The sequence below is a fragment of the Pseudomonas sp. BGI-2 genome (assembly GCF_004310295.1).
Taxonomy (GTDB): Bacteria; Pseudomonadota; Gammaproteobacteria; order Pseudomonadales; family Pseudomonadaceae; genus Aquipseudomonas.
In genome coordinates this window covers 1-20,217 of the sequence record NZ_SISB01000047.1, presented here as the reverse complement: position 1 = coordinate 20,217, position 20,217 = coordinate 1, and the positions used below count along the sequence as shown (strand labels likewise).

Below are 20,217 nucleotides of genomic sequence, written 5' to 3'. Positions count from 1 at the left end.
ACTGCCCGAGCTAGTGCATTTGCACCTTATCGCTGACCCTTTGGTCTCCACTCGCTGGAGAACAAACCGCGCTCCCGTGCCCACACAATCGCCTCGCTGCGACTGTGCACATCCAGCTTTGAATACACCGTCGACACATGGTTGCGCACCGTGTTGGGCGCCAGTTTCAAGCGTGCGGCGATTTCCTTGTCCGCAAGGCCTTCGCAGATCAGGCCCAGCACATCGCGCTCGCGGGCAGTCAGGTCGGTGAAGGACACGCTGGGCAACTGCGGCGAGTTGATGTTCTTCACGTTGGCGAGTTTTTCGATCAGCGTGCGGGTGAACCAGGAGGCGTCTTTCATCACCTCCTCGATCGCCGCCACCAGCTCCAGCTCGGTGCGTTTGCGTTCGGTGATGTTCATCAACACCAGCAGGTAGCAAGGGTTGTCCTGAATATTCACAGTGTCGGCCGACACCGTGCAGTCAATCAAGGTCGAATCTTTCCTGCGGATCCTGACATCGACCCGATCCAGGCTTCCGGCCTTCTCCAGCGCCGCAAAGAGCCGGGTGCGCGCGCCCTTGTCATCGATAAAGTCGATCTCTGCAACCGTTTTGCCGAGCACTTCTTCACTGGGGTACGCGAGGGTATCCAGGAAGGCTTCGTTGACGTCGATCACCACCTGATCCCGCGCATCGCAGACCATTGTCGGTACCGGCGTCAGGCGAAACGCCTTGGCAAACCGCTCCTCGCTCTGACGCAGGGCGACCTCGGCCTTGTGCCGCGGCTCCATGTCGACGAAGGAAAACAGCATGCAGTCTTCCTCGTTGAACTCCAGCGGCTGCCCGGCGACGATCACCTGCTTGATGCCGCCGTCAGCCATTTTCAGCTCTGCCTGCATCTGCGGAATCGTGGCGTGCTCGCGTAGGCGCTCGATCGCCAGGTCTTTCTTTTCGGCACCTTCAAGGATGTCCAACTCATAAGTCGACACCCCAATTACTTGATCACGGGTATAGCCGGTCATTTCCAGGAAGCCTGCATTGACCTTGATGTAACGCAGATCACTGAGACGACAGATCACCGCCGGCGCCGGGTTGGCGTTGAAGGTCTTTTCGAACCGCTGCTCGGCGCTCGCCCACTCCGTGACATCGTCCATGATCAACACCAACAACTCCGGCTCGCCAGCGCTGTCGGCCAGCACCAGGCTGCGCACGCTGTGAACCCAAGTGCGCTCTTCGTCATCGGCCGGCGTCACCTCCACCAGCACATCGCTGAACATCTCGCCTTTGGCAACGCGGCTGATCGGGTAATTTTCTGGCGGCAACGGGTGATTATTGCGATAGCGCAAGGCAAAGCGCTTGGCGTATTCCTTGGCATTGACGCCCAACTCGCCGATCCGACTGACGCCGTGCATGGCCAGCGCGGCATCATTGGCCCACAGGATCGTCTGATCCAGCTCCAGCAGAATCACCCCGTCGGACAAACCGGCGATGATCTGCTGCAACTGACGGCGATTGGTTTCGGTGGTCAGGACGTCCTGGCTCATTGGCTCTCCACGGATGCGGCGGCGCAGTGACGCGCCGCCTGTGAAGATTACGACCGCGGGGGGGTGGGATAGTGCGAAGCAGGTGCAGCGACTGGGCACGTGTAGCAGCTGTCGAGCTTGCGAGGCTGCGTTCGGCGACGAAGTCGTCGCTGGATCCGGCACTGCGGTGTATCAGGACGATCCAGCATTCAGGATTTACGACGACTGCGTCGCCGAACGCAGCCTCGCAGGCTCGACAGCTGCTACGAACAGTGTGAAGGATGACGATTGAGGTATCGGGTTTGTGACGTGCGCTGATAGTTTCAGCGCACGTCACGGGTTTCAGGCCGCCAACTGGCCGCTGGCAATCGCTGCCGACGCCGCCAGCATCGCCCGCAACAACACCGCACACCCGCCTGCCAGATCATCCGGCGCGGCGTTTTCGATTTCGTTGTGGCTGATGCCGCCTTCGCAGGGCACGAAGATCATCCCGGCCGGGCCAAGTTCGGCGAGGAAGATCGCGTCGTGCCCTGCGCCGCTGACGATGTCCATGTGCGATAGCCCCAGACCTTGAGCGGCGCCGCGTACCGCTTCGACGCAACCCTTGTCGAAGTAAAGCGGCGGGAAGTCGGCGGTGGGCGTGAGTTCGAAGGTCAGGCCGTGTTCTTCGCAGGTGGTTTCGATGACTTCGCGGACTTCGGCAATCATCGAATCCAGCCGCGCCGGTTCCAGATGCCGAAAGTCGAGGGTCATGCGCACTTCGCCGGGGATGACGTTGCGTGAGCCGGGATAGGCTTGCAGGCAACCCACGGTGCCGCAGGCGTGAGGTTGATGGCCGAGGGCGGCGCGGTTGACGGCACCGACGATCACCGCGGCGCCGACCAGGGCGTCCTTGCGCAGGTGCATCGGCGTCGGGCCGGCGTGGGCTTCGACGCCGCGCAGTTTCAGGTCGAACCATTTCTGGCCGAGGGCGCCCATTACCACGCCAATGGTTTTGTGTTCGTCTTCGAGGATCGGGCCTTGCTCGATGTGCGCCTCGAAATAGGCACCGACGGCGTGGCCGCTGACCTTGCGTGGGCCGGCGTAGCCGATGGCATTGAGGGCTTCGCCAACGGTGACGCCTTCGGCATCGACCTTGGCCAGGGTTTCTTCGAGGGTGAATTTTTCCGCGAACACGCCAGAGCCCATCATGCACGGGGCGAAGCGCGAGCCTTCTTCGTTGGTCCAGACCACCACTTCCAGCGGCGCTTCGGTTTCCACGCCGAGGTCGTTGAGGGTGCGCAGTACTTCGACGCCGGCCAGTACACCGAAGCAGCCGTCGAATTTGCCGCCGGTGGGTTGGGTGTCGATGTGGCTGCCGGTCATCACCGGAGGCAGGTTCGGGTTGCGGCCCGGGCGACGGGCAAAGATGTTGCCGACGGCGTCAATGCTGACGGTGCAACCGGCCTCTTCGCACCAGTTGACGAAGATGTCCCGGGCCTGGCGGTCCAGATCGGTCAGGGCCAGACGGCAGACGCCACCCTTGACCGTGGCGCCGAGTTTGGCCAGGTCCATGAGCGACTGCCACAAGCGGTCGCGGTTGATGTGCTGATGGGTGGACTGCAGAACGTCTACAGCAGCGTTCATGATGATCTCCTCAGGCAGTTTTGTTATAGGTTTCTTCAGGCTGATCGTTGTCGTTTTTGAGGCCGCCTTCGCGGGCAAGCCTCGCTCCTACAGGGGTTGTGTCGATCATTGAACGGTGGTTCGACACAAACCCTGTAGGAGCGAGGCTTGCTCGCGAAGGGGCCGGTAGCCATCCGCAAAATCTCATGGCTCCAACCCAATCCCCCGCAAAATCACACTCGTCACCGTCTGCACCGCCCGCTCGAACTGCATGTCCGACAGCGGCTGATGATCATTCAAAATGTTCACCTGATGATCAAAATCCGCGTAATGCTGGGTCGACGCCCAGATCATGTACAGCAAGCTTGAAGGCTCCACCGGGAGGATGCGTTTGTCGTCCACCCACTGACGGATTTTTGCTTCTTTCATCTTGGCCCAGTCATACAGGCTCGCGTCCAGCGCCACGCCCAGTGTGGGTGCGCCGTGGATGATTTCGTTGGCCCAGACTTTCGAACCATAAGGCCGGCTACGGGAGTGGTTCATCTTGGCGCGGATGTAGCTGCTGAGCACCACGCGCGGGTCGTCGAACATCTCGAAGCACAACGCGTCCTGCTTCCAGACTTCCAGCAGATCGAACAGCACCGCGCTGTACAGCTCGGTCTTGGTGCTGAAGTAGTAATGCAGATTGGAGCGCGGCAGTTGCACTTCAGCGGCAATGTCGGCCATGGCGGTGCCGCCGAAGCCTTTTTCGGCGAAGACCTTTTCGGCCCCCAGCAAAATCTTCTCGACGTTACTGCGACGAATCTCGATCTTGTGATTGCCCATGAAGCCTCCCTGACAACAGCGTTGGCCAAGACTAGCATCCGCTCTACCTCGCGGCGACATGGGAAAACGAAACATCGTTTACCCAGGTTCTCGCAGGTAAACTGGCGCCTCTTCGAACTTGCCTCTGAGGTCTTCACGATGCTGCTCAAGAAAGCCCTGACCACCGCCGCCCTCCTTGGCTCGCTGCTCGCCGCCTCGTCGGTGTTCGCCCATGCCCATCTGAAAAGCCAGACCCCGGCCGCCGACAGCACCGTGGCAGCGCCAACGGAACTGCGCTTGGTGTTTTCCGAAGGCGTTGAAGCGACGTTCACCAAGGTCACGATCAGCAAGGACGGTGCCGATGTGCCGGTGAAAAACCTGGCCACCGAAGGCAGTGACAAGAACACCCTGATCGTCACCCCAGCCGCACCACTGGCGGCCGGCGCATATAAAGTCGAATGGCGTGCGGTGTCGGTCGATACCCACAAAAGTGAAGGTGCGTACAGCTTCAAGGTTGGCCAGTAATTCATGACGAGCGCGATGGTGCTGTGCCGCTTTCTGCATTTCACCGTGGTGCTGATGCTGTTCGGGGCCTGGGTGTTCAGGCCTGTGCTTTCAGGCCGTGACACGGCGCTGGATCAGCCGCTGGCGCGAGTGACTCGCTTGCTTGCGGCGGTGGCGCTGGTCAGTGGGGTGTGCTGGTTGCTGCTGATCACTGTCAGCATGGCCGGGGCCTGGGACGCGGCGCTCGATCCATCGACCCTGCGGCTGGTGGTGGGCAACACGTTTTTCGGTCAGGTCTGGCGCTGGCATCTGCTGTTCAATGTTCTGTTGGTGGCGTTGCTGCTGACCCCATTGCGCTCCAGCATGCCCCTGCGCATTGGCCTCGCGAGCCTGCTGTTGGCAACCCTTGCCCCGGTTGGTCACGGTGCCATGCTTGATGGCCTTCAAGGTCAATTGCTGATCCTCAATCAAATCATTCACCTGACCTGCGTCGGCGCTTGGCTCGGCGGGTTGATGCTGTTGGTGATGATCCTGCGGCAACCGACGGGCCATGCAGTCAGCGCAATACTGCTGCGTTTCAGTGGCGTCGGTTACGCCTTGGTCGCCGGTTTGCTGGTGACCGGGTTGATCAACGTACGCGTGCTCACCGGGCAGTTATGGCCGACGCCGTTGCTGTCCGGGTTTGCGTTGATTCTGCTGATCAAGGTGGTGTTGGTGGCCATGATGCTGGGGTTGGCGTTGTTTAATCGGTTGCGGATCAAGGCGTGCGAACAACGCCCGGCGACGCTGAAAACCAGCGTGATCGTGGAATGGTTGTTGGGGATTGGCGCGGTGGCGGCAGTTTCCCTGCTGGGCGCCCTGCCCCCGATGATCGTGAACTGAAACCGATATTTCGGCAAAGACAAACTCAGGCTCTAACCAGCATGTACACCGCGACGATCAGACAAACACTGGCGAACCCAACCTGCAGTGCCCGCGCCGGCACCCTGGCGCAAATCTGTCGGCCGATGATCATGCCAACGATGCTGGCGACAATGAACGCCCCACCCAATGCGTCAATCCTGACCCCGGCATGAAATGCGCCGATCACCCCGACGGCGGAAATCAGACTGATCACCATCAAGGAAGTGGCGACGATGCCGCGCATCTGCACATCGGTCAGTTGCTTGAACGCAGGCACGATCAGAAAGCCACCACCCACCCCGAGTAGCCCGGAAACAACACCGGTCACCGCGCCCAGTGCCGCCAGGGTCGCGGTGCATTTGGCGGTCCAGGAAAAACGCCCGGTCTGCTGATCGAGCATGCAGTTTTTCTGGCCCCAGTTGGCGTGGCCGTGGTCGCTCGGCCCTTCGTCCTGGCGCTCACGACGCAGCATCCGCCAGGCCACCATGACCATCAGCAGGCTGAACAGGACCATCAGGATTTTTTCCGGCAACTGATGGGCGAAGTAGATCCCGACCGGTGAAAAAATCGCCCCCAGCAGTGCGATCAGCAACGCCGCGCGATAGCGCACCAGGCCATGGCGCAAACCATCAATGGCTCCGACCGCCGCCGCACTGCCCACCGCGAACAATGCCACCGGCGCGGCCTGGGTCATGGTCAAACCCAGCCCCAGCACCAGGGCCGGCACCGCAAGAATGCCGCCACCGGCCCCGGTCAATCCAAGGACCAGGCCCATCACCACACCAAAAAAACTCGCCAACAACATAAAACGCTCGTGATCCGCGAAAAAAAGCCGGGAACGCCCGGTATCGATGAGTGACAGGATAGAGCCCGTGCGGATTTTTTCCTTCATGAATTAACGCAGGGCTGGTCAGCGCAGGGAAAATGAAACTACCCTCTTGGCTTGTCCTGAAAGAAAACGGCCACCATGCCTGCCTTGATTGAAGCTTTTTTAGACCCTGCCTCGTCGACCTACAGCTACGTGATCTACGAAGGAAATGGCGGTCAATGCGCCATCGTCGACCCGGTCCTCGACTACGACCCCGCCGCCGGGCGCACCGCCACCACCCAAGCCGACAAGATCATCGCCTTCGTTCGCGACCATCAGCTGCACGTGCAATGGCTGCTGGAAACCCACGCCCATGCCGATCACCTGTCTGCCGCTCCGTATCTGCGTCGGGAGCTGGGTGGCAAAATCGCCATTGGCCAGTCGATCAGTAAGGTTCAGGACGTGTTCAAAACCCTGTTCAACCTTGAGCCGGAATTTCGCAGCGACGGTTCGCAATTCGACCATCTGTTCGCCCCGGACGAGTCGTTCATGATCGGCAACCTCAAGGCCACGGCCCTGCATGTGCCCGGCCATACGCCGGCGGACATGGCTTATTTGATCGACGGTGATGTGATCCTGGCGGGCGATACCTTGTTCATACCGGACGTGGGCACTGCCCGTTGCGACTTCCCTGGCGGCAACGCCAACCAGATGTTCGCCTCGATTCACAAACTGCTGGCCTTCCCCGCCAGCGTTCGGCTCTACGTCTGCCACGACTACCCGCCCGAAGGCCGCGAATCCCGGTGCATGACCACGGTGGGCGAGCAGCGAAAAAGCAACATCCATATCCATGACGGCGTGGATGAAGCGGCATTCGTCGCCATGCGCACCCAGCGGGATGCCGGGTTGGGCATGCCGATGCTGTTGCTGCCGGCGATTCAGGTGAATGTGCGGGCGGGGAATTTGCCGCCTCCCGAGGAAAACGGCGTGACGTATCTGAAGATTCCGATCAATCAGTTGTAACGTGCGTCATCACTGACTCCAGGCTCCAACTACCGACCTTGGCGTTGTACATGAACGTACAGGTCTCTCCGGACCGTATGACATGTTCAATATCATCCGGTCCCAGATCATGGCGGATTCTGGTTTCCTGCAATGCATTGGAAACGACCAATACCACGCTATTTGCCTCTGCCATAGTTGGCAGCGACACCAGCGGTACGTAGTTGCCATGAGAGATCGTGTATCGAATGAATTTTTCACCATTGCCAGGGGCGGGAATCCTGTTTCCCTGTTCGTTAGGCGTGCAATCTTGAACCTGCAATGCCCACTGGCGGGACCCGTCAAGGCAAACAAACGCAACGGCATCGCCTTTGAACAGGGTGACGTGCTTGAGTGCAACGTCACTGCCCTGCAAGTCCAACTCCATTTCAGCGTTTGCATCCGAACACACCAGTAACCTGTGCGGTTCGTCATCCAGAATCGGCGGCAACGTCACGCTTGGTGTCCAGTGCTGATCGTTGATGCTGAGCATCGCATGCCGGATTGGAGACATGCCCTGAATCGCCGGATCACCTGGGCGCACATGCTCAAGATCCTGCAGACCTAAAGCCCGGGCGCGAAACTGGTTGGAATAAATGATGTTATCAACGAGCCGATGACGTAAGGACCAATCACAGTTGATGATGAAGTGCTTCATGATCGGATGGCTGGCAGAGCCCGCTGCAAACCAGGACATCAGTTGACCCGACATGTCCGAGGGTATAAAGAATGGCAACGCGTAGCGCGCGGCCTGAATGGAGCGGAGTTCACCCGCAGGTTTACTTTCTGCCCCGACACGATCAATAAAAGCCTTGAGCTCAGAATCCGAGGGTGTGTTGGAGCCGATCCAGCGTTGATTGACGCCTGGCCAGAAGCTCCTGTCACGGGCGTCATTGTGGTAAGCGATAACTACGTTTTTAAAACCCGGCAGCCCCCATATTTGCGAAATACTCAACTCTTTGTAAGTAGGTGAAATAATCGAATCACCAAAAGAGGTTTTTAAAAGATCTACAAACTCAGCATGAACGGCGGCAGTGAAGTTCTTGAATTCGTGAAAATCGAGGATAATCACCTCACGTCTTCGATCCCACCCTTGACCATACTGATAGTGTTTTACACCTTGAATAATATCGTGCTGAACCGTTCTCCCGTTGGTACCACTGTGAAATATCGAAAAGCGTAAAGGGTCCCCCACCGGGTACCCAAAAAAATATTGAACGCGAATATCCAGAACTCGAATACCCGAATTTAATTGCACATGAGGCGAAACATCCTGACAAACTTCATTGCTCGGAGCGTAGGGGGCCTGTTTATCAAATGCCGAGTTGTGAGTGCCCGGCAAGATTGCCAAGTGGACTGGCAAATTACGCACACCGTTATAAGTACTCATCCAGTGCGTACGATTATTGTTGAACGGTTTACAGACGCCACCGCTTGCACTGCCATTGGGACACCAACCACTGGCAATTTCTACCTCGCCACTGTCACCGACCGATTCTGCCCCTGCCTCAAAAAGCGACTCAGGGTCGATGGATTTAAATTCAAAATCATCTTCAAAGTAAGGTCCAAATACTGGAGGAATAGACTCCTTTAAATTGCCATTCTCATCCAGACCATCAAGGCGCACATCGAGTGCACTGGCCAATAAAACATTATCCCGCGCAGCCTTATCAAACACTTCATACTTCATATTATCTCTCCTGACTGCACAATGCGCCTAACTAAGGAGGGACAAATATAAAGCAAATAACGCTCCAGCCAAATACACTGTTGTAACGTCACATTTAAACGAGCAAACTTGCCAACAAACAAAACCAAATAAAACTACTTAGTTAGTATCATTCCACCCGACGGCAACGGCAGCGCCGTTTTATACCGCACCTGCTTGAGCGCAAAGCTCGATCGAATATTAGCGACACCGGGGACTTTGGTGAGGAAGTCCATCATGAAGCGCTCCAGCGACTGAATGGTCGGCACCAGCACCCGGATCAGATAATCCGGGTCCCCCGCCATCAAGTAGCACTCCATCACTTCAGGGCGATCCGAAATCGCTTCCTCGAAATGCTGCAGCGCCTCTTCCACTTGTTTCTCCAGGCTCACATGAATGAACACATTCACATGCAGCCCCAGCAGGTCGGCGTCCAGCAGCGTCACTTGCTCGCGAATCAGCCCCAATTCCTCCATCGCCTTGACCCGGTTGAAGCATGGCGTCGGCGACAGGTTGACCGAGCGTGCGAGGTCAGCGTTGGTGATGCGCGCGTTCTCCTGAAGGCTGTTCAAAATGCCGATATCGGTACGGTCCAGTTTGCGCATGAGAAAAAACCACCTGTTTTTTATGTTTATGCAGATTTTTTATCCTCAAATGATCTCCAGTGCAATGAAACAGAGATAAATTTTCTTCTGCGCCGGGCCTATGATGTTTGTAGGACAAGATTTCCATAACACGTGGAATGACGGTCAGCTCACTACAAGAAATTCACAAGATCGAGCGTAGAAGCCATGAACCAAGCGTACGAACCGCTGCAACTGCACGTTCCCGAACCATCGGGCCGTCCTGGCTGCAAAACCGACTTTTCCTACCTGCGTCTGACCGACGCCGGCACGGTGCGCAAACCCCCAATCGACGTTGAACCGGCCGACACCGCCGACTTGGCCAAAGGCCTGATCCGCGTGCTCGACGACCAGGGCAACGCCCTCGGTCCATGGGCTGAAGGCGTACCGGCCGAGATCCTGCGTCAAGGCATGCGCGCCATGCTCAAGACGCGGATCTACGACAACCGCATGGTGGTCGCCCAGCGTCAGAAAAAAATGTCGTTCTACATGCAGAGCCTTGGCGAAGAAGCCATCGGCAGCGGCCAGGCCCTGGCGCTGAACGTCGATGACATGTGCTTCCCGACTTACCGCCAGCAAAGCATTCTGATGGCGCGGGAAGTGCCGCTGGTGGACCTGATCTGCCAACTGCTGTCCAACGAGCGCGATCCGCTCAAGGGCCGTCAACTGCCGATCATGTACTCGGTCAAAGACTTCGGCTTCTTCACTATTTCCGGCAACCTCGCCACCCAATTCGTACAGGGAGTGGGCTGGGGCATGGCGTCGGCGATCAAGGGCGACACCAAAATCGCCTCGGCGTGGATCGGCGACGGCGCCACCGCTGAATCCGACTTCCATACCGCCCTCACCTTCGCTCACGTCTACCGTGCGCCAGTGATCCTCAACGTGGTCAACAACCAGTGGGCGATCTCGACGTTCCAGGCGATTGCCGGTGGTGAAGCCACTACGTTCGCCGGTCGTGGCGTCGGTTGCGGCATTGCCTCCCTTCGGGTCGACGGCAACGATTTCGTCGCGGTTTACGCCGCCTCTGCCTGGGCTGCTGAACGCGCCCGCCGCAACCTCGGCCCGACCATGATCGAATGGGTTACCTACCGCGCCGGCCCGCACTCCACTTCCGATGATCCGTCCAAATACCGTCCGGCCGACGACTGGAGCTACTTCCCGTTGGGCGACCCGATTGCGCGCCTGAAGCAGCACCTAATCAAAATCGGTCAGTGGTCCGAAGAAGAACACGTTGCCGTCAGCGCCGAACTGGAAGCCGAAGTGATTGCCGCGCAGAAAGAAGCCGAGCAGTACGGCACCCTCGCCGGTGGCCAGATTCCGAGCGCCGCGACCATGTTCGAAGACGTCTATAAAGAGATGCCGGAGCACTTGAAGCGCCAGCGTCAAGAGTTGGGGATCTGACATGAACGATCACAACAACAATATTCAGCCGGAAACCGCCATGACCACGACCACCATGACCATGATCCAGGCCCTGCGCTCGGCCATGGATGTGATGCTTGAGCGTGACAACAACGTCGTGGTGTTTGGCCAGGACGTCGGCTACTTCGGCGGCGTGTTTCGCTGCACCGAAGGCCTGCAGAACAAGTACGGCACCTCCCGGGTGTTCGATGCGCCGATCTCCGAAAGCGGCATCGTCGGCGTCGCCGTGGGCATGGGTGCCTATGGTCTGCGACCAGTGGCCGAGATTCAGTTCGCCGATTACGTGTACCCGGCGTCGGACCAGATCATTTCCGAAGCCGCGCGCCTGCGTTATCGCTCGGCCGGCGAGTTCACCGCACCGATGACCCTGCGCATGCCTTGCGGCGGCGGCATCTACGGCGGCCAGACCCACAGCCAAAGTATCGAAGCGATGTTCACCCAGGTCTGCGGCTTGCGCACGGTCATGCCGTCCAACCCTTACGACGCCAAAGGCCTGCTGATCGCCTCCATCGAAAACGATGACCCGGTGATCTTCCTTGAGCCAAAACGCCTGTACAACGGCCCGTTCGATGGCCACCACGACCGTCCGGTAACCCCGTGGTCGAAACACCCGGCTGCACAAGTCCCGGATGGCTACTACACCGTGCCGCTGGACGTTGCCGCCATCGCCCGTCCGGGCAAAGAAGTGACCATCCTGACCTACGGCACCACCGTTTACGTCTCGCTAGTTGCCGCGGAAGAAACCGGGATCGACGCTGAAGTCATCGACCTGCGCAGCCTGTGGCCGCTGGACCTGGACACCATCGTCAAGTCGGTGAAGAAAACCGGCCGCTGCGTGATCGTTCACGAAGCGACCCGTACTTGTGGCTTCGGCGCCGAACTGGTCGCCCTGGTGCAAGAGCATTGCTTCCATCACCTGGAAGCGCCGATCGAACGCGTCACCGGTTGGGACACTCCCTACCCGCACGCGCAAGAGTGGGCGTATTTCCCTGGTCCGTCCCGAGTGGGCGCGGCTTTGAAACGGGTCATGGAGGTCTGAATGGGCACGCACATCATTAAGATGCCGGACATTGGTGAAGGCATTGCAGAAGTTGAATTGTCGGTGTGGCACGTCAAGGTCGGCGACATGGTCGTCGAAGATCAAGTGCTGGCCGATGTGATGACCGACAAGGCGATGGTCGACATCCCTTCGCCAGTGCACGGCAAGGTGATTGCGCTGGGCGGTGTGCCGGGCGAGGTCATGGCAGTTGGCAGCATCCTGATCAGCATCGAAGTCGAAGGCGCGGGCAACGTTAAAGAGTCGGCCCAGCCTGCACCTGTTAAAGAAGCGCCGGTTGCAGCGCCGAAAGCTGAAGCCGTGGTGGCAAGCAAACCGGTCGCGGCCGCAGCGCCACGAGCCGCCGTTTGCCAAGGCCCGATGGTCGCTCGCGAAGCCGACGAACGCCCGCTGGCCTCCCCGGCCGTGCGCAAACATGCGCTGGACCTCGGCATCCAGTTGCGTCTGGTCCGTGGCACCGGCCCTGCGGGTCGCGTGCTGCACGAAGACCTCGACGCTTATCTGGCTCAGGGTCAGCAACCGCAATCGACCGTGGCCGCCGCTTACGCCCAGCGTAACGACGAAGAACAAATCCCGGTCATCGGCTTGCGCCGCAAGATCGCTCAGCGCATGCAGGACGCCACGCAGCGCGCCGCTCACTTCAGTTATGTCGAAGAAATCGACGTGACCGCCGTGGAAGAACTGCGCGCGCACCTGAACGAAAAACACGGTGCGACCCGTGGCAAGCTGACTTTGCTGCCATTTCTGGTCCGCGCCCTGGTCGTCGCCCTGCGCGACTTCCCGCAGATCAACGCCCGTTACGACGACGAAGCGCAGGTCATCACTCGCCTAGGTGCTGTCCACGTGGGCATCGCTACGCAAGCCGACGTCGGCTTGATGGTGCCGGTGGTGCGTCACGCCGAAGCCCGCAGCTTGTGGGACAACGCTCAGGAAATCTCCCGTTTGGCCACCGCCGCACGCAATGGCAAGGCCAGCCGCGATGAACTGTCCGGCTCGAGCATCACCCTGACCAGCCTCGGCGCGTTGGGCGGTATCGTCAGCACGCCGGTGCTGAACCTGCCGGAAGTGGCGATCGTCGGCGTCAACAAAATCGTCGAACGCCCGATGGTCGTCAAAGGCCAGATCGTGATTCGCAAGATGATGAACCTCTCCAGCTCCTTCGATCACCGCGTGGTCGATGGCATGGACGCGGCGCAATTCATCCAGGCCGTTCGTGGTCTGCTCGAACAACCCGCCACCCTGTTCGTGGACTGATTTTAGAGGAGCATGCATGCAAACCTTGAACACCACGCTGCTGATCATCGGTGGCGGCCCTGGCGGTTATGTGACGGCGATCCGTGCCGGCCAGCTGGGCATCTCGACCATTCTGGTGGAAGGCGAATCACTGGGCGGTACCTGCCTGAACATCGGCTGCATTCCGTCGAAGGCGTTGATTCACGTCGCTGAACAGTTCCACCAGACGCAGCATCACAGCCAGCATTCGGCGCTGGGCATCAGCGTTTCGGCACCGACCCTCGACATCAGCAAGAGCGTCGAATGGAAGGATGGCATCGTCGATCGCCTGACCACCGGCGTCGCGGCCCTGCTGAAAAAGAACAAAGTCCAGGTCATTCAAGGCTGGGCCAAAGTGATCGACGGCAAAACCGTTGACGTGGGCGACACGCGGATCCAGTGCGAGCACCTGGTGCTGGCGACCGGTTCGAAAAGCGTAAACCTGCCGATGCTGCCGATTGGCGGGCCGATCATCTCCTCCACCGAAGCCTTGGCGCCGACGTCCGTGCCAAAACGGCTGGTCGTGGTCGGTGGCGGTTACATCGGTCTGGAGCTAGGGATTGCCTATCGCAAACTGGGCGCTGACGTGAGCGTGGTCGAGGCGCAGGAGCGCATTCTGCCGGCCTACGATGCCGAACTGACCCAGCCGGTACACGACGAACTGAAAAAACTTGGCGTGAAGCTTTACTTGAAGCATAGCGTCCAAGGCTTTGATTCTGCTAGCAATACACTGCAAGTTCTTGAGCCGGGTGGCGATACCCTGAACCTGGAAACGGATAAGGTATTGGTGGCCGTCGGTCGCAAACCAAACACCCAGGGCTGGAATCTTGAAGCACTGAATCTGGACATGAACGGTTCGGCGATCAAGATCGACAACCGCTGCCAGACCAGCATGCGCAATGTGTACGCCATCGGCGACCTGAGCGGCGAACCGATGCTCGCGCACCGGGCCATGGCTCAGGGCGAGATGGTTGCCGAACTGATCAGCGGCAAGTCCCGCGAGTTCAACCCGACCGCCATTGCAGCCGTGTGCTTTACCGACCCGGAACTGGTGGTCGTCGGCCAGACCCCGGACGACGCCAAGGCTGCGGGCCTGGACTGCATCGTTTCCAGCTTCCCGTTCGCGGCCAATGGCAGGGCGATGACGCTGGAATCCAAAAGCGGCTTCGTGCGCGTCGTGGCACGGCGTGACAATCATGTGATTGTCGGCTGGCAAGCGGTGGGCGTGGGCGTTTCGGAGCTGTCGACCGCGTTCGGCCAGAGCCTGGAAATGGGTGCGCGGCTGGAAGACATTGCCGGCACGATTCATGCGCATCCGACGCTTGGCGAGGCGGTGCAGGAAGCCGCGTTGCGGGCGTTGGGGCATGCGCTGCATCTGTAATTCAGGGAAATTGATGGCGTAGTTGATGGCCCCTTCGCGAGCAAGCCCGCTCCCACATTGGTTTTGTGTACGACAACGATCCATTGTGGGGGCGGGCTTGCTCGCGAATTCTCAAGGGCGACATCATTTATATGCCAATCAGCCGATAGTCCGGGCTGCGAATTGGGCCCGGAATGAAGTATTGTTGTCCCCATCCAGAAAAACGTCAGAAGCCTTGAACCGTTTCGGCGGTTGTTAAGTGATAGAGGGTGTCATGGGTAACGAAAGCATCAATTGGGACAAGCTGGGTTTTGATTACATCAAGACAGACAAGCGCTATCTCTCGTACTGGCGTAATGGCGAGTGGGACAAAGGCACCCTGACCGAAGACAACGTGCTGCACATCAGCGAAGGCTCCACTGCCCTTCACTATGGTCAGCAATGCTTCGAAGGCATGAAGGCCTATCGTTGCAAGGACGGTTCGATCAATCTGTTCCGCCCCGATCAGAACGCCCTGCGCATGCAACGCAGCTGCGCACGCCTCCTAATGCCGTTCGTGGAAACCGAGCAGTTCATCGAAGCCTGCAAAGAAGTGGTTCGTGCCAACGAGCGTTTCATCCCGCCTTACGGCACTGGCGGCGCGCTGTACCTGCGTCCGTTCGTGATCGGCGTGGGTGACAACATCGGCGTGCGTACTGCGCCCGAGTTTATCTTCTCGATTTTCTGCATTCCGGTCGGCGCCTACTTCAAGGGCGGCCTGACCCCGCATAACTTCCTGATCTCCAGCTACGACCGCGCCGCCCCACAAGGCACCGGTGCGGCCAAGGTCGGTGGCAACTACGCGGCCAGCCTGATGCCAGGTTCCCAGGCTAAGAAGGCGCATTACGCCGACTGCATCTACCTTGACCCGATGACCCACACCAAAATCGAAGAAGTCGGTTCGGCCAACTTCTTCGGGATCACCCACGACAACAAGTTCATCACGCCGAACTCGCCGTCGGTACTGCCGGGCATCACCCGTCTGTCGTTGATTGAACTGGCCAAATCGCGTCTGGGCCTGGAAGTGGTTGAAGGTGATGTGTTCATCGACAAGCTGTCCGACTTCAAAGAAGCCGGCGCTTGCGGTACTGCTGCCGTGATCACTCCGATCGGCGGCATCAGCTACAACGACCACTTGCACGTGTTCCACAGCGAAACCGAAGTCGGCCCGGTCACCCAGAAGCTCTACAAAGAGCTGACCGGTGTACAGACTGGCGACATCGAAGCACCCGCGGGCTGGATTGTTAAGGTTTGATCTGACCCCTGCTGCATCAAAGCCCTCCATCGCATTAGCGATGGGGGGCTTTTTTATGAGCGATGATCGGCGTCTGCCTGCGCAATACGCTTACCACCCCGGCCTTTGATTCCACTCGCCTGACCATCCCGTTGCTTACCGGTGCGTGCCTGGGTGATCAGCCCCGGAATCAGCGCGCCTTCAGGCAGGTTTTTCCAGAACCGCGCCGGCAAGTGCCCCTGCATGACTTTCGGGTTCAAGCGCGCCGGGTTGAAGATGTGGCTGTAATAGGTCAACCACATGTCGCTGTGCGGGTCGTCGACGTTTTGTGCCAGTTGCTGCCATTCAATCGGGCACTGCCGCTGGTGGATCAACTGCTCACCATCGTAGTAAACCCCGTCCCTGGGCGTCGCGATCAACCAGCGATGCCGGCCCATGCGCCCTACAAAGTGCTCACTGGCACTGTGCAGGATGTCGTGGGCCGGTTCGTGCCAGGCGACGTACTGCGGCCCCTCACCTTCAGGCATCGCGACAAAACGTACAAATGCATGTAAATGATGAGCTTCTCGCTGTACCTGTTTGATTCTTCTATGAAATTCACTGCCAAGCTTGTCACCGGCCAGCATCGCGGTGTGGTCACCATGACTGACCCGCCACAGCACTTCGTACAACAGACTCCAGCGTTGATCACCCCGGTAACGGGCGGCGCGCTCAAGGGTGTCCAGCAGCGTTCGCGGTATCCGCGCCTGAAACGGGCCCTGGGTTGAGGGTGGTGCATCGTCACTGGCGAACAGATCGGGCACGCCTTCACTGGCCCAACTCACGCGGCTCGGGTCCACCTCATGACTGAGCAGCCAGCGAGCCTGCAGGCGCCAAGTGTCAAACAGGTCGTCGCAATCCAGACTGATCATCCCCATAACCCCATTTGTTGCGGCTGCGGCCGGTCGCGCAATTGCTGATAAAGCAAGTGGCTGGTGACCTCGGCCTGCTGCGGGTGGTAGTCGCTGGTGATGAAGAACGGCTTGGCCTTGGCCAGCACGCAGCGCATTCGCGCCAGGTCTTCGTAGCGAATGCGTCGTTGACGGCGCAACTCCACCAGCCGCTCGGTGGTGCGCAGGCCGATACCGGGAATGCGCGCGATCAACGCTGCATCGGCGCGATTGAGGTCCAGCGGGAACACCTCGCGGTTCTCCAGCGCCCACGCCAGCTTCGGGTCGATGTCGAGCGCCAGATGCCCAGGGCCCTTGAACAGTTCGCCAGCGGTGAAGCCATAGCTGCGCAACAGGAAGTCCGCCTGATACAAGCGGTGTTCGCGCATCAGCGGTGGCGCGGCCAGTGGCACGCTTTTCGGACTGTTGGGGATCGGGCTGAACGCCGAGTAATAGACCCGGCGCAAACTGAAGTTGCCATACAGCGCCTGGGCACTGTGGAGAATGGTGCTGTCATCGGTGTCATCGGCGCCGACGATCATTTGCGTGCTCTGCCCGGCCGGGGCAAATTTCGGCGCGCGCGGTTCGTTGAGTACGGTTTGCACGCCGGTGTAGATGGTTTTCATCGCTTGTTTGATCGAGCCCAGCTGTTTCTCCGGGGCCAGGGTTTGCAGGCTGGCGTCGGTGGGCAGTTCAATATTCACGCTCAAGCGATCGGCATAGCGCCCCGCCTCTTCAATCAGCGCAGGATCAGCTTCGGGAATGGTCTTGAGGTGGATGTAACCGCGGAACTCGTGGTCTTCGCGCAGCAACTTGGCCACGCGGATCAGCTGCTCCATGGTGTAGTCCGCCGAGCGAATGATCCCGGAACTGAGAAACAGACCGCTGACGCAGTTGCGTCGGTAGAAATCCATGGTCAACGTCACCACTTCTTCCGGCGTGAAGCGTGCGCGTGGCACATCGCTGGAGCGTCGGTTGACGCAATACTGGCAGTCGTAAAGACAGAAGTTGGTCAGCAGCACCTTCAGCAAAGAAACGCAGCGCCCGTCGGGCGTGTAGCTGTGACAAATACCCATGCCGTCGGTCGAGCCCAGGCCGCTCTTGCCCTCGGAACTACGCTTCGGCGCTCCACTGCTTGCGCAAGACGCGTCGTATTTGGCGGCGTCGGCGAGAATGCTGAGCTTGTCGATGAGTTCCATGGGGCACGCCTGATACTGTGTGCATATACAGTATAGGGTCGACCTCCAACGCACAAGCCATCAAAGAACCCTTGGTCGGGTCAGATCACATCATGCACTGGCAGAGGTTGGCGCTGTGCCCGGACGGGCTGTACGCCTGGCAGCGTCAGGTCGAACCGTACGCGAAACTCCTTGCGCCCCAACCCCGTCAACGCCAGCGCCCGGCTGTCCAGATCCTGGGTCACCCATTTGCGCTTGATCGCCGCTTGCAACAACGCCGCCCCCAGCGAACCACCCAAATGTGGCCGACGCATGCTCGAGTCCAGGCACGGGCAAGCAAAGCGGCGGCGCAAGGTGTTCAGGTCGTTGACTTCGATGCCCAATCCTTCCATCAACGCCTCACCGCTGTCACTCAGGCGATAAACCTGCTCGTCGGTTTCCAGCAACCAGCCTTTTTCCAGCATCCGGTCATGCAGCAACACCGCCAGCGTACCAGCCATGTGGTCGTAGCAGGTGCGGGCGAATTGCAGGCGATCCGGTGTTCGCGAATCGAAGGTCGGCGCGCTGTTCTGGCCGATCACCATCAGCGCTTCCAGCGCCTGGGCCACGCGCTTGTCCGCGAGGCTGTAATAGCGATGGCGGCCCTGCACATGCAAACGCAGCAGCGCCAGGTCCTTGAGCTTGGCGAGGTGCGCGCTGGCGGTGGAGGCGCTGACTTCGGCAATCGCCGCGAGCTCTGTGCTGGTGCGGGCGTGGCCGTCCATCAACGAACAGAGGATTTTCGTCCGGGCCGGTTCCGCGATGGCCGCGGCCACTTGAGAGACACCGATGTCGTGTTGTTCAACGTTCATATTTCGCTCCCGGACGAATCAAGGCCCTTTCGAACTGGAGATAGTAGCAACACTTTCCCCACCACGAACAAGGCTGCGACCCATGGACCCGATCATCGCTGCGACTCATGCCGATCCCTATCCCTATTACGCTCGGCTGCGCGCCGAAGGTGGGCTGGTGTTTCACCAAGGATTGAAACTGTGGGTGGCAAGTAGCGCCCGATCCGTTGCGGCGGTGCTGGCGCATCCGGATTGTCACGTCCGCCCCGCCGCTGAGCCGGTGCCCAAGGCGATTGCCGACGGCATGGCCGGCAAGGTATTTGGCCAATTGATGCGGATGAATGAGGGTGAACGTCAGCGTTGCCCGAGGTCGGCGATTCAGCCGGGTCTGGCGCTGATTGATGAGAACGAGATCAACGCGTTGGTAAGCGCGCGGCTGATCACGCCGGATGCCGATGGGTTGTACAACGCCATGTTTCGCGGGCCGGTCTGTGTGGTGGCGGCGTTGCTGGGGTTCTCGCCGGCTCAGGGTCGGGCGATCAGCGAGCTGATGGCGGATTTCATCGCGTGCCTGGCGCCGCTGAGTGATCAGGTACAACTGAAGGCTTCCCATGCCGCGGCGGAACAGTTGAGGGGTTATTTCGTTGAGCTACTGGATGATCCGGACAACAGAAGCGCACTGTTCGCCGGAATTCGGACGCGGTTCGCGGGTGAAGCTGAAACGCTGATTGCCAATCTGATTGGACTGTTCTCCCAGACGTATGAAGCCACCGCCGGGTTGATTGGCAACGCGATAGTGGCGTTGATTCAAAACCCGTCGTTACTGCGCGATTCGACGCGCGTTGACCACTTGATCGCTGAAATTCAGCGCTTTGACCCACCGGTGCAGAACACCCGCCGGTTTGTCGCGGCACTGTGCGAAATCGAGGGTGTGAAACTCAATTCAGGCGATGTGATTCTGGTGCTGCTGGCTTCGGCCAATCGGGACCCGCAACTCAATGACAGTCCCGACGCCTTTATTCTGGATCGCCCGCATCGGCGCAGTTTTACGTTTGGTGCGGGGCGGCATCAATGCCCGGGGCAAATGCTGGCGCTGGGGATTGCCAGCGCCACGTTGAGCGAGATTCTGGTGCATCAACCTGCGCTGGATCGATTGGCCTGGAAGTACCGGCCTTCATTGAACGGGCGTATTCCGGTCTTTAGCGATTCGCCGTAAGACCCAGCCCTTTCAAGGTCTTCGTTTAGAATCTCCCAAAACTCCAGTCAGGGCGACGAGACGATGTGGGAAGAGGTTTTAGCGCGGTTCGAGAAAAAAGCACCGGCCAGTGTCATGGCCAAATTGGTGTTGGAGCAGGCTGTTACAGCTGAGTGGGTCGATCAGGTGTTCGAAGAGCA

General features: G+C 59.2%; 18 protein-coding genes. 9 read left to right on the top strand and 9 right to left on the bottom strand.

The window, feature by feature from the left end:
• Nucleotides 1-26: 26 nt before the first annotated feature.
• The 3 genes from EYC95_RS25440 to EYC95_RS25430 form a co-directional block, all read right to left on the bottom strand.
• Nucleotides 27-1,523: a helix-turn-helix transcriptional regulator gene (locus EYC95_RS25440; RefSeq protein ID WP_131062779.1), complete on the bottom strand. Its 1,497-nt coding sequence runs from the start codon at nucleotides 1,521-1,523 to the stop codon at nucleotides 27-29.
• 321 nt (nucleotides 1,524-1,844) lie between these two features.
• On the bottom strand, nucleotides 1,845-3,128 hold the full coding sequence (locus EYC95_RS25435) for a Zn-dependent hydrolase (RefSeq protein ID WP_131062778.1): 1,284 nt from the start codon (nucleotides 3,126-3,128) through the stop codon (nucleotides 1,845-1,847).
• Nucleotides 3,129-3,311: 183 nt separating this feature from the next.
• The gene (locus EYC95_RS25430; protein ID WP_084320882.1) at nucleotides 3,312-3,932 is read right to left on the bottom strand and encodes a TetR/AcrR family transcriptional regulator; all 621 of its coding nucleotides are present in this window, start codon (nucleotides 3,930-3,932) and stop codon (nucleotides 3,312-3,314) included.
• Between the two features lie 138 nt (nucleotides 3,933-4,070).
• On the opposite strand from EYC95_RS25430, the gene copC reads away from it, so the two are divergent.
• Nucleotides 4,071-4,436 (top strand): copper homeostasis periplasmic binding protein CopC, encoded by a 366-nt coding sequence (gene copC, locus EYC95_RS25425; RefSeq protein ID WP_131062777.1) that lies wholly within the window; start codon nucleotides 4,071-4,073, stop codon nucleotides 4,434-4,436.
• 3 nt (nucleotides 4,437-4,439) lie between these two features.
• Nucleotides 4,440-5,297, top strand: a complete 858-nt coding sequence (gene copD / locus EYC95_RS25420) for a copper homeostasis membrane protein CopD (protein ID WP_131062775.1) — start codon at nucleotides 4,440-4,442, stop codon at nucleotides 5,295-5,297.
• 25 nt (nucleotides 5,298-5,322) lie between these two features.
• Here the strand turns inward: copD and EYC95_RS25415 are convergent, their stop codons facing one another.
• Nucleotides 5,323-6,123 carry a sulfite exporter TauE/SafE family protein gene (locus EYC95_RS25415; protein WP_131062774.1) on the bottom strand — a complete coding sequence of 267 codons (801 nt, stop codon included), beginning with the start codon at nucleotides 6,121-6,123 and terminating at the stop codon, nucleotides 5,323-5,325.
• A 162-nt stretch (nucleotides 6,124-6,285) separates the two neighbouring features.
• On the opposite strand from EYC95_RS25415, the gene EYC95_RS25410 reads away from it, so the two are divergent.
• On the top strand, nucleotides 6,286-7,149 hold the full coding sequence (locus EYC95_RS25410; protein WP_131062772.1) for an MBL fold metallo-hydrolase: 864 nt from the start codon (nucleotides 6,286-6,288) through the stop codon (nucleotides 7,147-7,149).
• Here the strand turns inward: EYC95_RS25410 and EYC95_RS25405 are convergent.
• Together EYC95_RS25405 and bkdR are read right to left on the bottom strand one after the other, a co-directional pair.
• The gene (locus EYC95_RS25405) at nucleotides 7,136-8,857 is read right to left on the bottom strand and encodes a hypothetical protein (RefSeq protein ID WP_131062771.1); all 1,722 of its coding nucleotides are present in this window, start codon (nucleotides 8,855-8,857) and stop codon (nucleotides 7,136-7,138) included. The two genes, EYC95_RS25410 and EYC95_RS25405, sit on opposite strands and share 14 nt — an antisense overlap.
• 134 nt (nucleotides 8,858-8,991) lie before the next feature.
• On the bottom strand, nucleotides 8,992-9,480 hold the full coding sequence (gene bkdR / locus EYC95_RS25400; RefSeq protein ID WP_131062770.1) for a Bkd operon transcriptional regulator BkdR: 489 nt from the start codon (nucleotides 9,478-9,480) through the stop codon (nucleotides 8,992-8,994).
• 186 nt (nucleotides 9,481-9,666) lie between these two features.
• On the opposite strand from bkdR, the gene EYC95_RS25395 reads away from it, so the two are divergent.
• The 5 genes from EYC95_RS25395 (at nucleotide 9,667) to EYC95_RS25375 (ending at nucleotide 15,906) form a co-directional block, all read left to right on the top strand.
• Complete coding sequence (locus tag EYC95_RS25395) at nucleotides 9,667-10,902, top strand: 3-methyl-2-oxobutanoate dehydrogenase (2-methylpropanoyl-transferring) subunit alpha (RefSeq protein ID WP_131062769.1); 1,236 nt, start codon at nucleotides 9,667-9,669, stop codon at nucleotides 10,900-10,902.
• A 1-nt stretch (nucleotide 10,903) separates the two neighbouring features.
• The gene (locus tag EYC95_RS25390) at nucleotides 10,904-11,962 is read left to right on the top strand and encodes an alpha-ketoacid dehydrogenase subunit beta (protein ID WP_131062768.1); all 1,059 of its coding nucleotides are present in this window, start codon (nucleotides 10,904-10,906) and stop codon (nucleotides 11,960-11,962) included.
• Complete coding sequence (locus tag EYC95_RS25385; protein WP_131062767.1) at nucleotides 11,963-13,234, top strand: dihydrolipoamide acetyltransferase family protein; 1,272 nt, start codon at nucleotides 11,963-11,965, stop codon at nucleotides 13,232-13,234. It abuts the gene before it with no gap.
• Between the two features lie 16 nt (nucleotides 13,235-13,250).
• A complete protein-coding gene (gene lpdA / locus EYC95_RS25380) occupies nucleotides 13,251-14,633 on the top strand; it encodes a dihydrolipoyl dehydrogenase (RefSeq protein ID WP_131062766.1) in 1,383 nt (460 codons plus the stop codon).
• Nucleotides 14,634-14,886: 253 nt separating this feature from the next.
• Entirely contained in the window at nucleotides 14,887-15,906 is a 1,020-nt protein-coding gene (locus tag EYC95_RS25375) for a branched-chain amino acid aminotransferase (protein WP_131062765.1), read from the top strand.
• A 53-nt stretch (nucleotides 15,907-15,959) separates the two neighbouring features.
• Here the strand turns inward: EYC95_RS25375 and EYC95_RS25370 are convergent, their stop codons facing one another.
• The 3 genes from EYC95_RS25370 to EYC95_RS25360 all read right to left on the bottom strand — a co-directional run bounded on the left by EYC95_RS25370 (nucleotide 15,960) and on the right by EYC95_RS25360 (nucleotide 18,843).
• Nucleotides 15,960-16,796 carry a TIGR03915 family putative DNA repair protein gene (locus tag EYC95_RS25370; RefSeq protein WP_131062764.1) on the bottom strand — a complete coding sequence of 279 codons (837 nt, stop codon included), beginning with the start codon at nucleotides 16,794-16,796 and terminating at the stop codon, nucleotides 15,960-15,962.
• A complete protein-coding gene (locus EYC95_RS25365; RefSeq protein ID WP_131062763.1) occupies nucleotides 16,793-18,013 on the bottom strand; it encodes a putative DNA modification/repair radical SAM protein in 1,221 nt (406 codons plus the stop codon). Before EYC95_RS25365 ends, EYC95_RS25370 begins: the two co-directional genes overlap by 4 nt.
• A gap of 80 nt (nucleotides 18,014-18,093) precedes the next feature.
• On the bottom strand, nucleotides 18,094-18,843 hold the full coding sequence (locus tag EYC95_RS25360; protein ID WP_131062761.1) for a helix-turn-helix transcriptional regulator: 750 nt from the start codon (nucleotides 18,841-18,843) through the stop codon (nucleotides 18,094-18,096).
• An 82-nt stretch (nucleotides 18,844-18,925) separates the two neighbouring features.
• Between EYC95_RS25360 and EYC95_RS25355 the strand changes: the two genes are divergently transcribed.
• Nucleotides 18,926-20,038, top strand: coding sequence for a cytochrome P450 (locus EYC95_RS25355; protein WP_131062760.1), 1,113 nt, complete (start codon nucleotides 18,926-18,928; stop codon nucleotides 20,036-20,038).
• Nucleotides 20,039-20,217 lie beyond the last annotated feature (179 nt).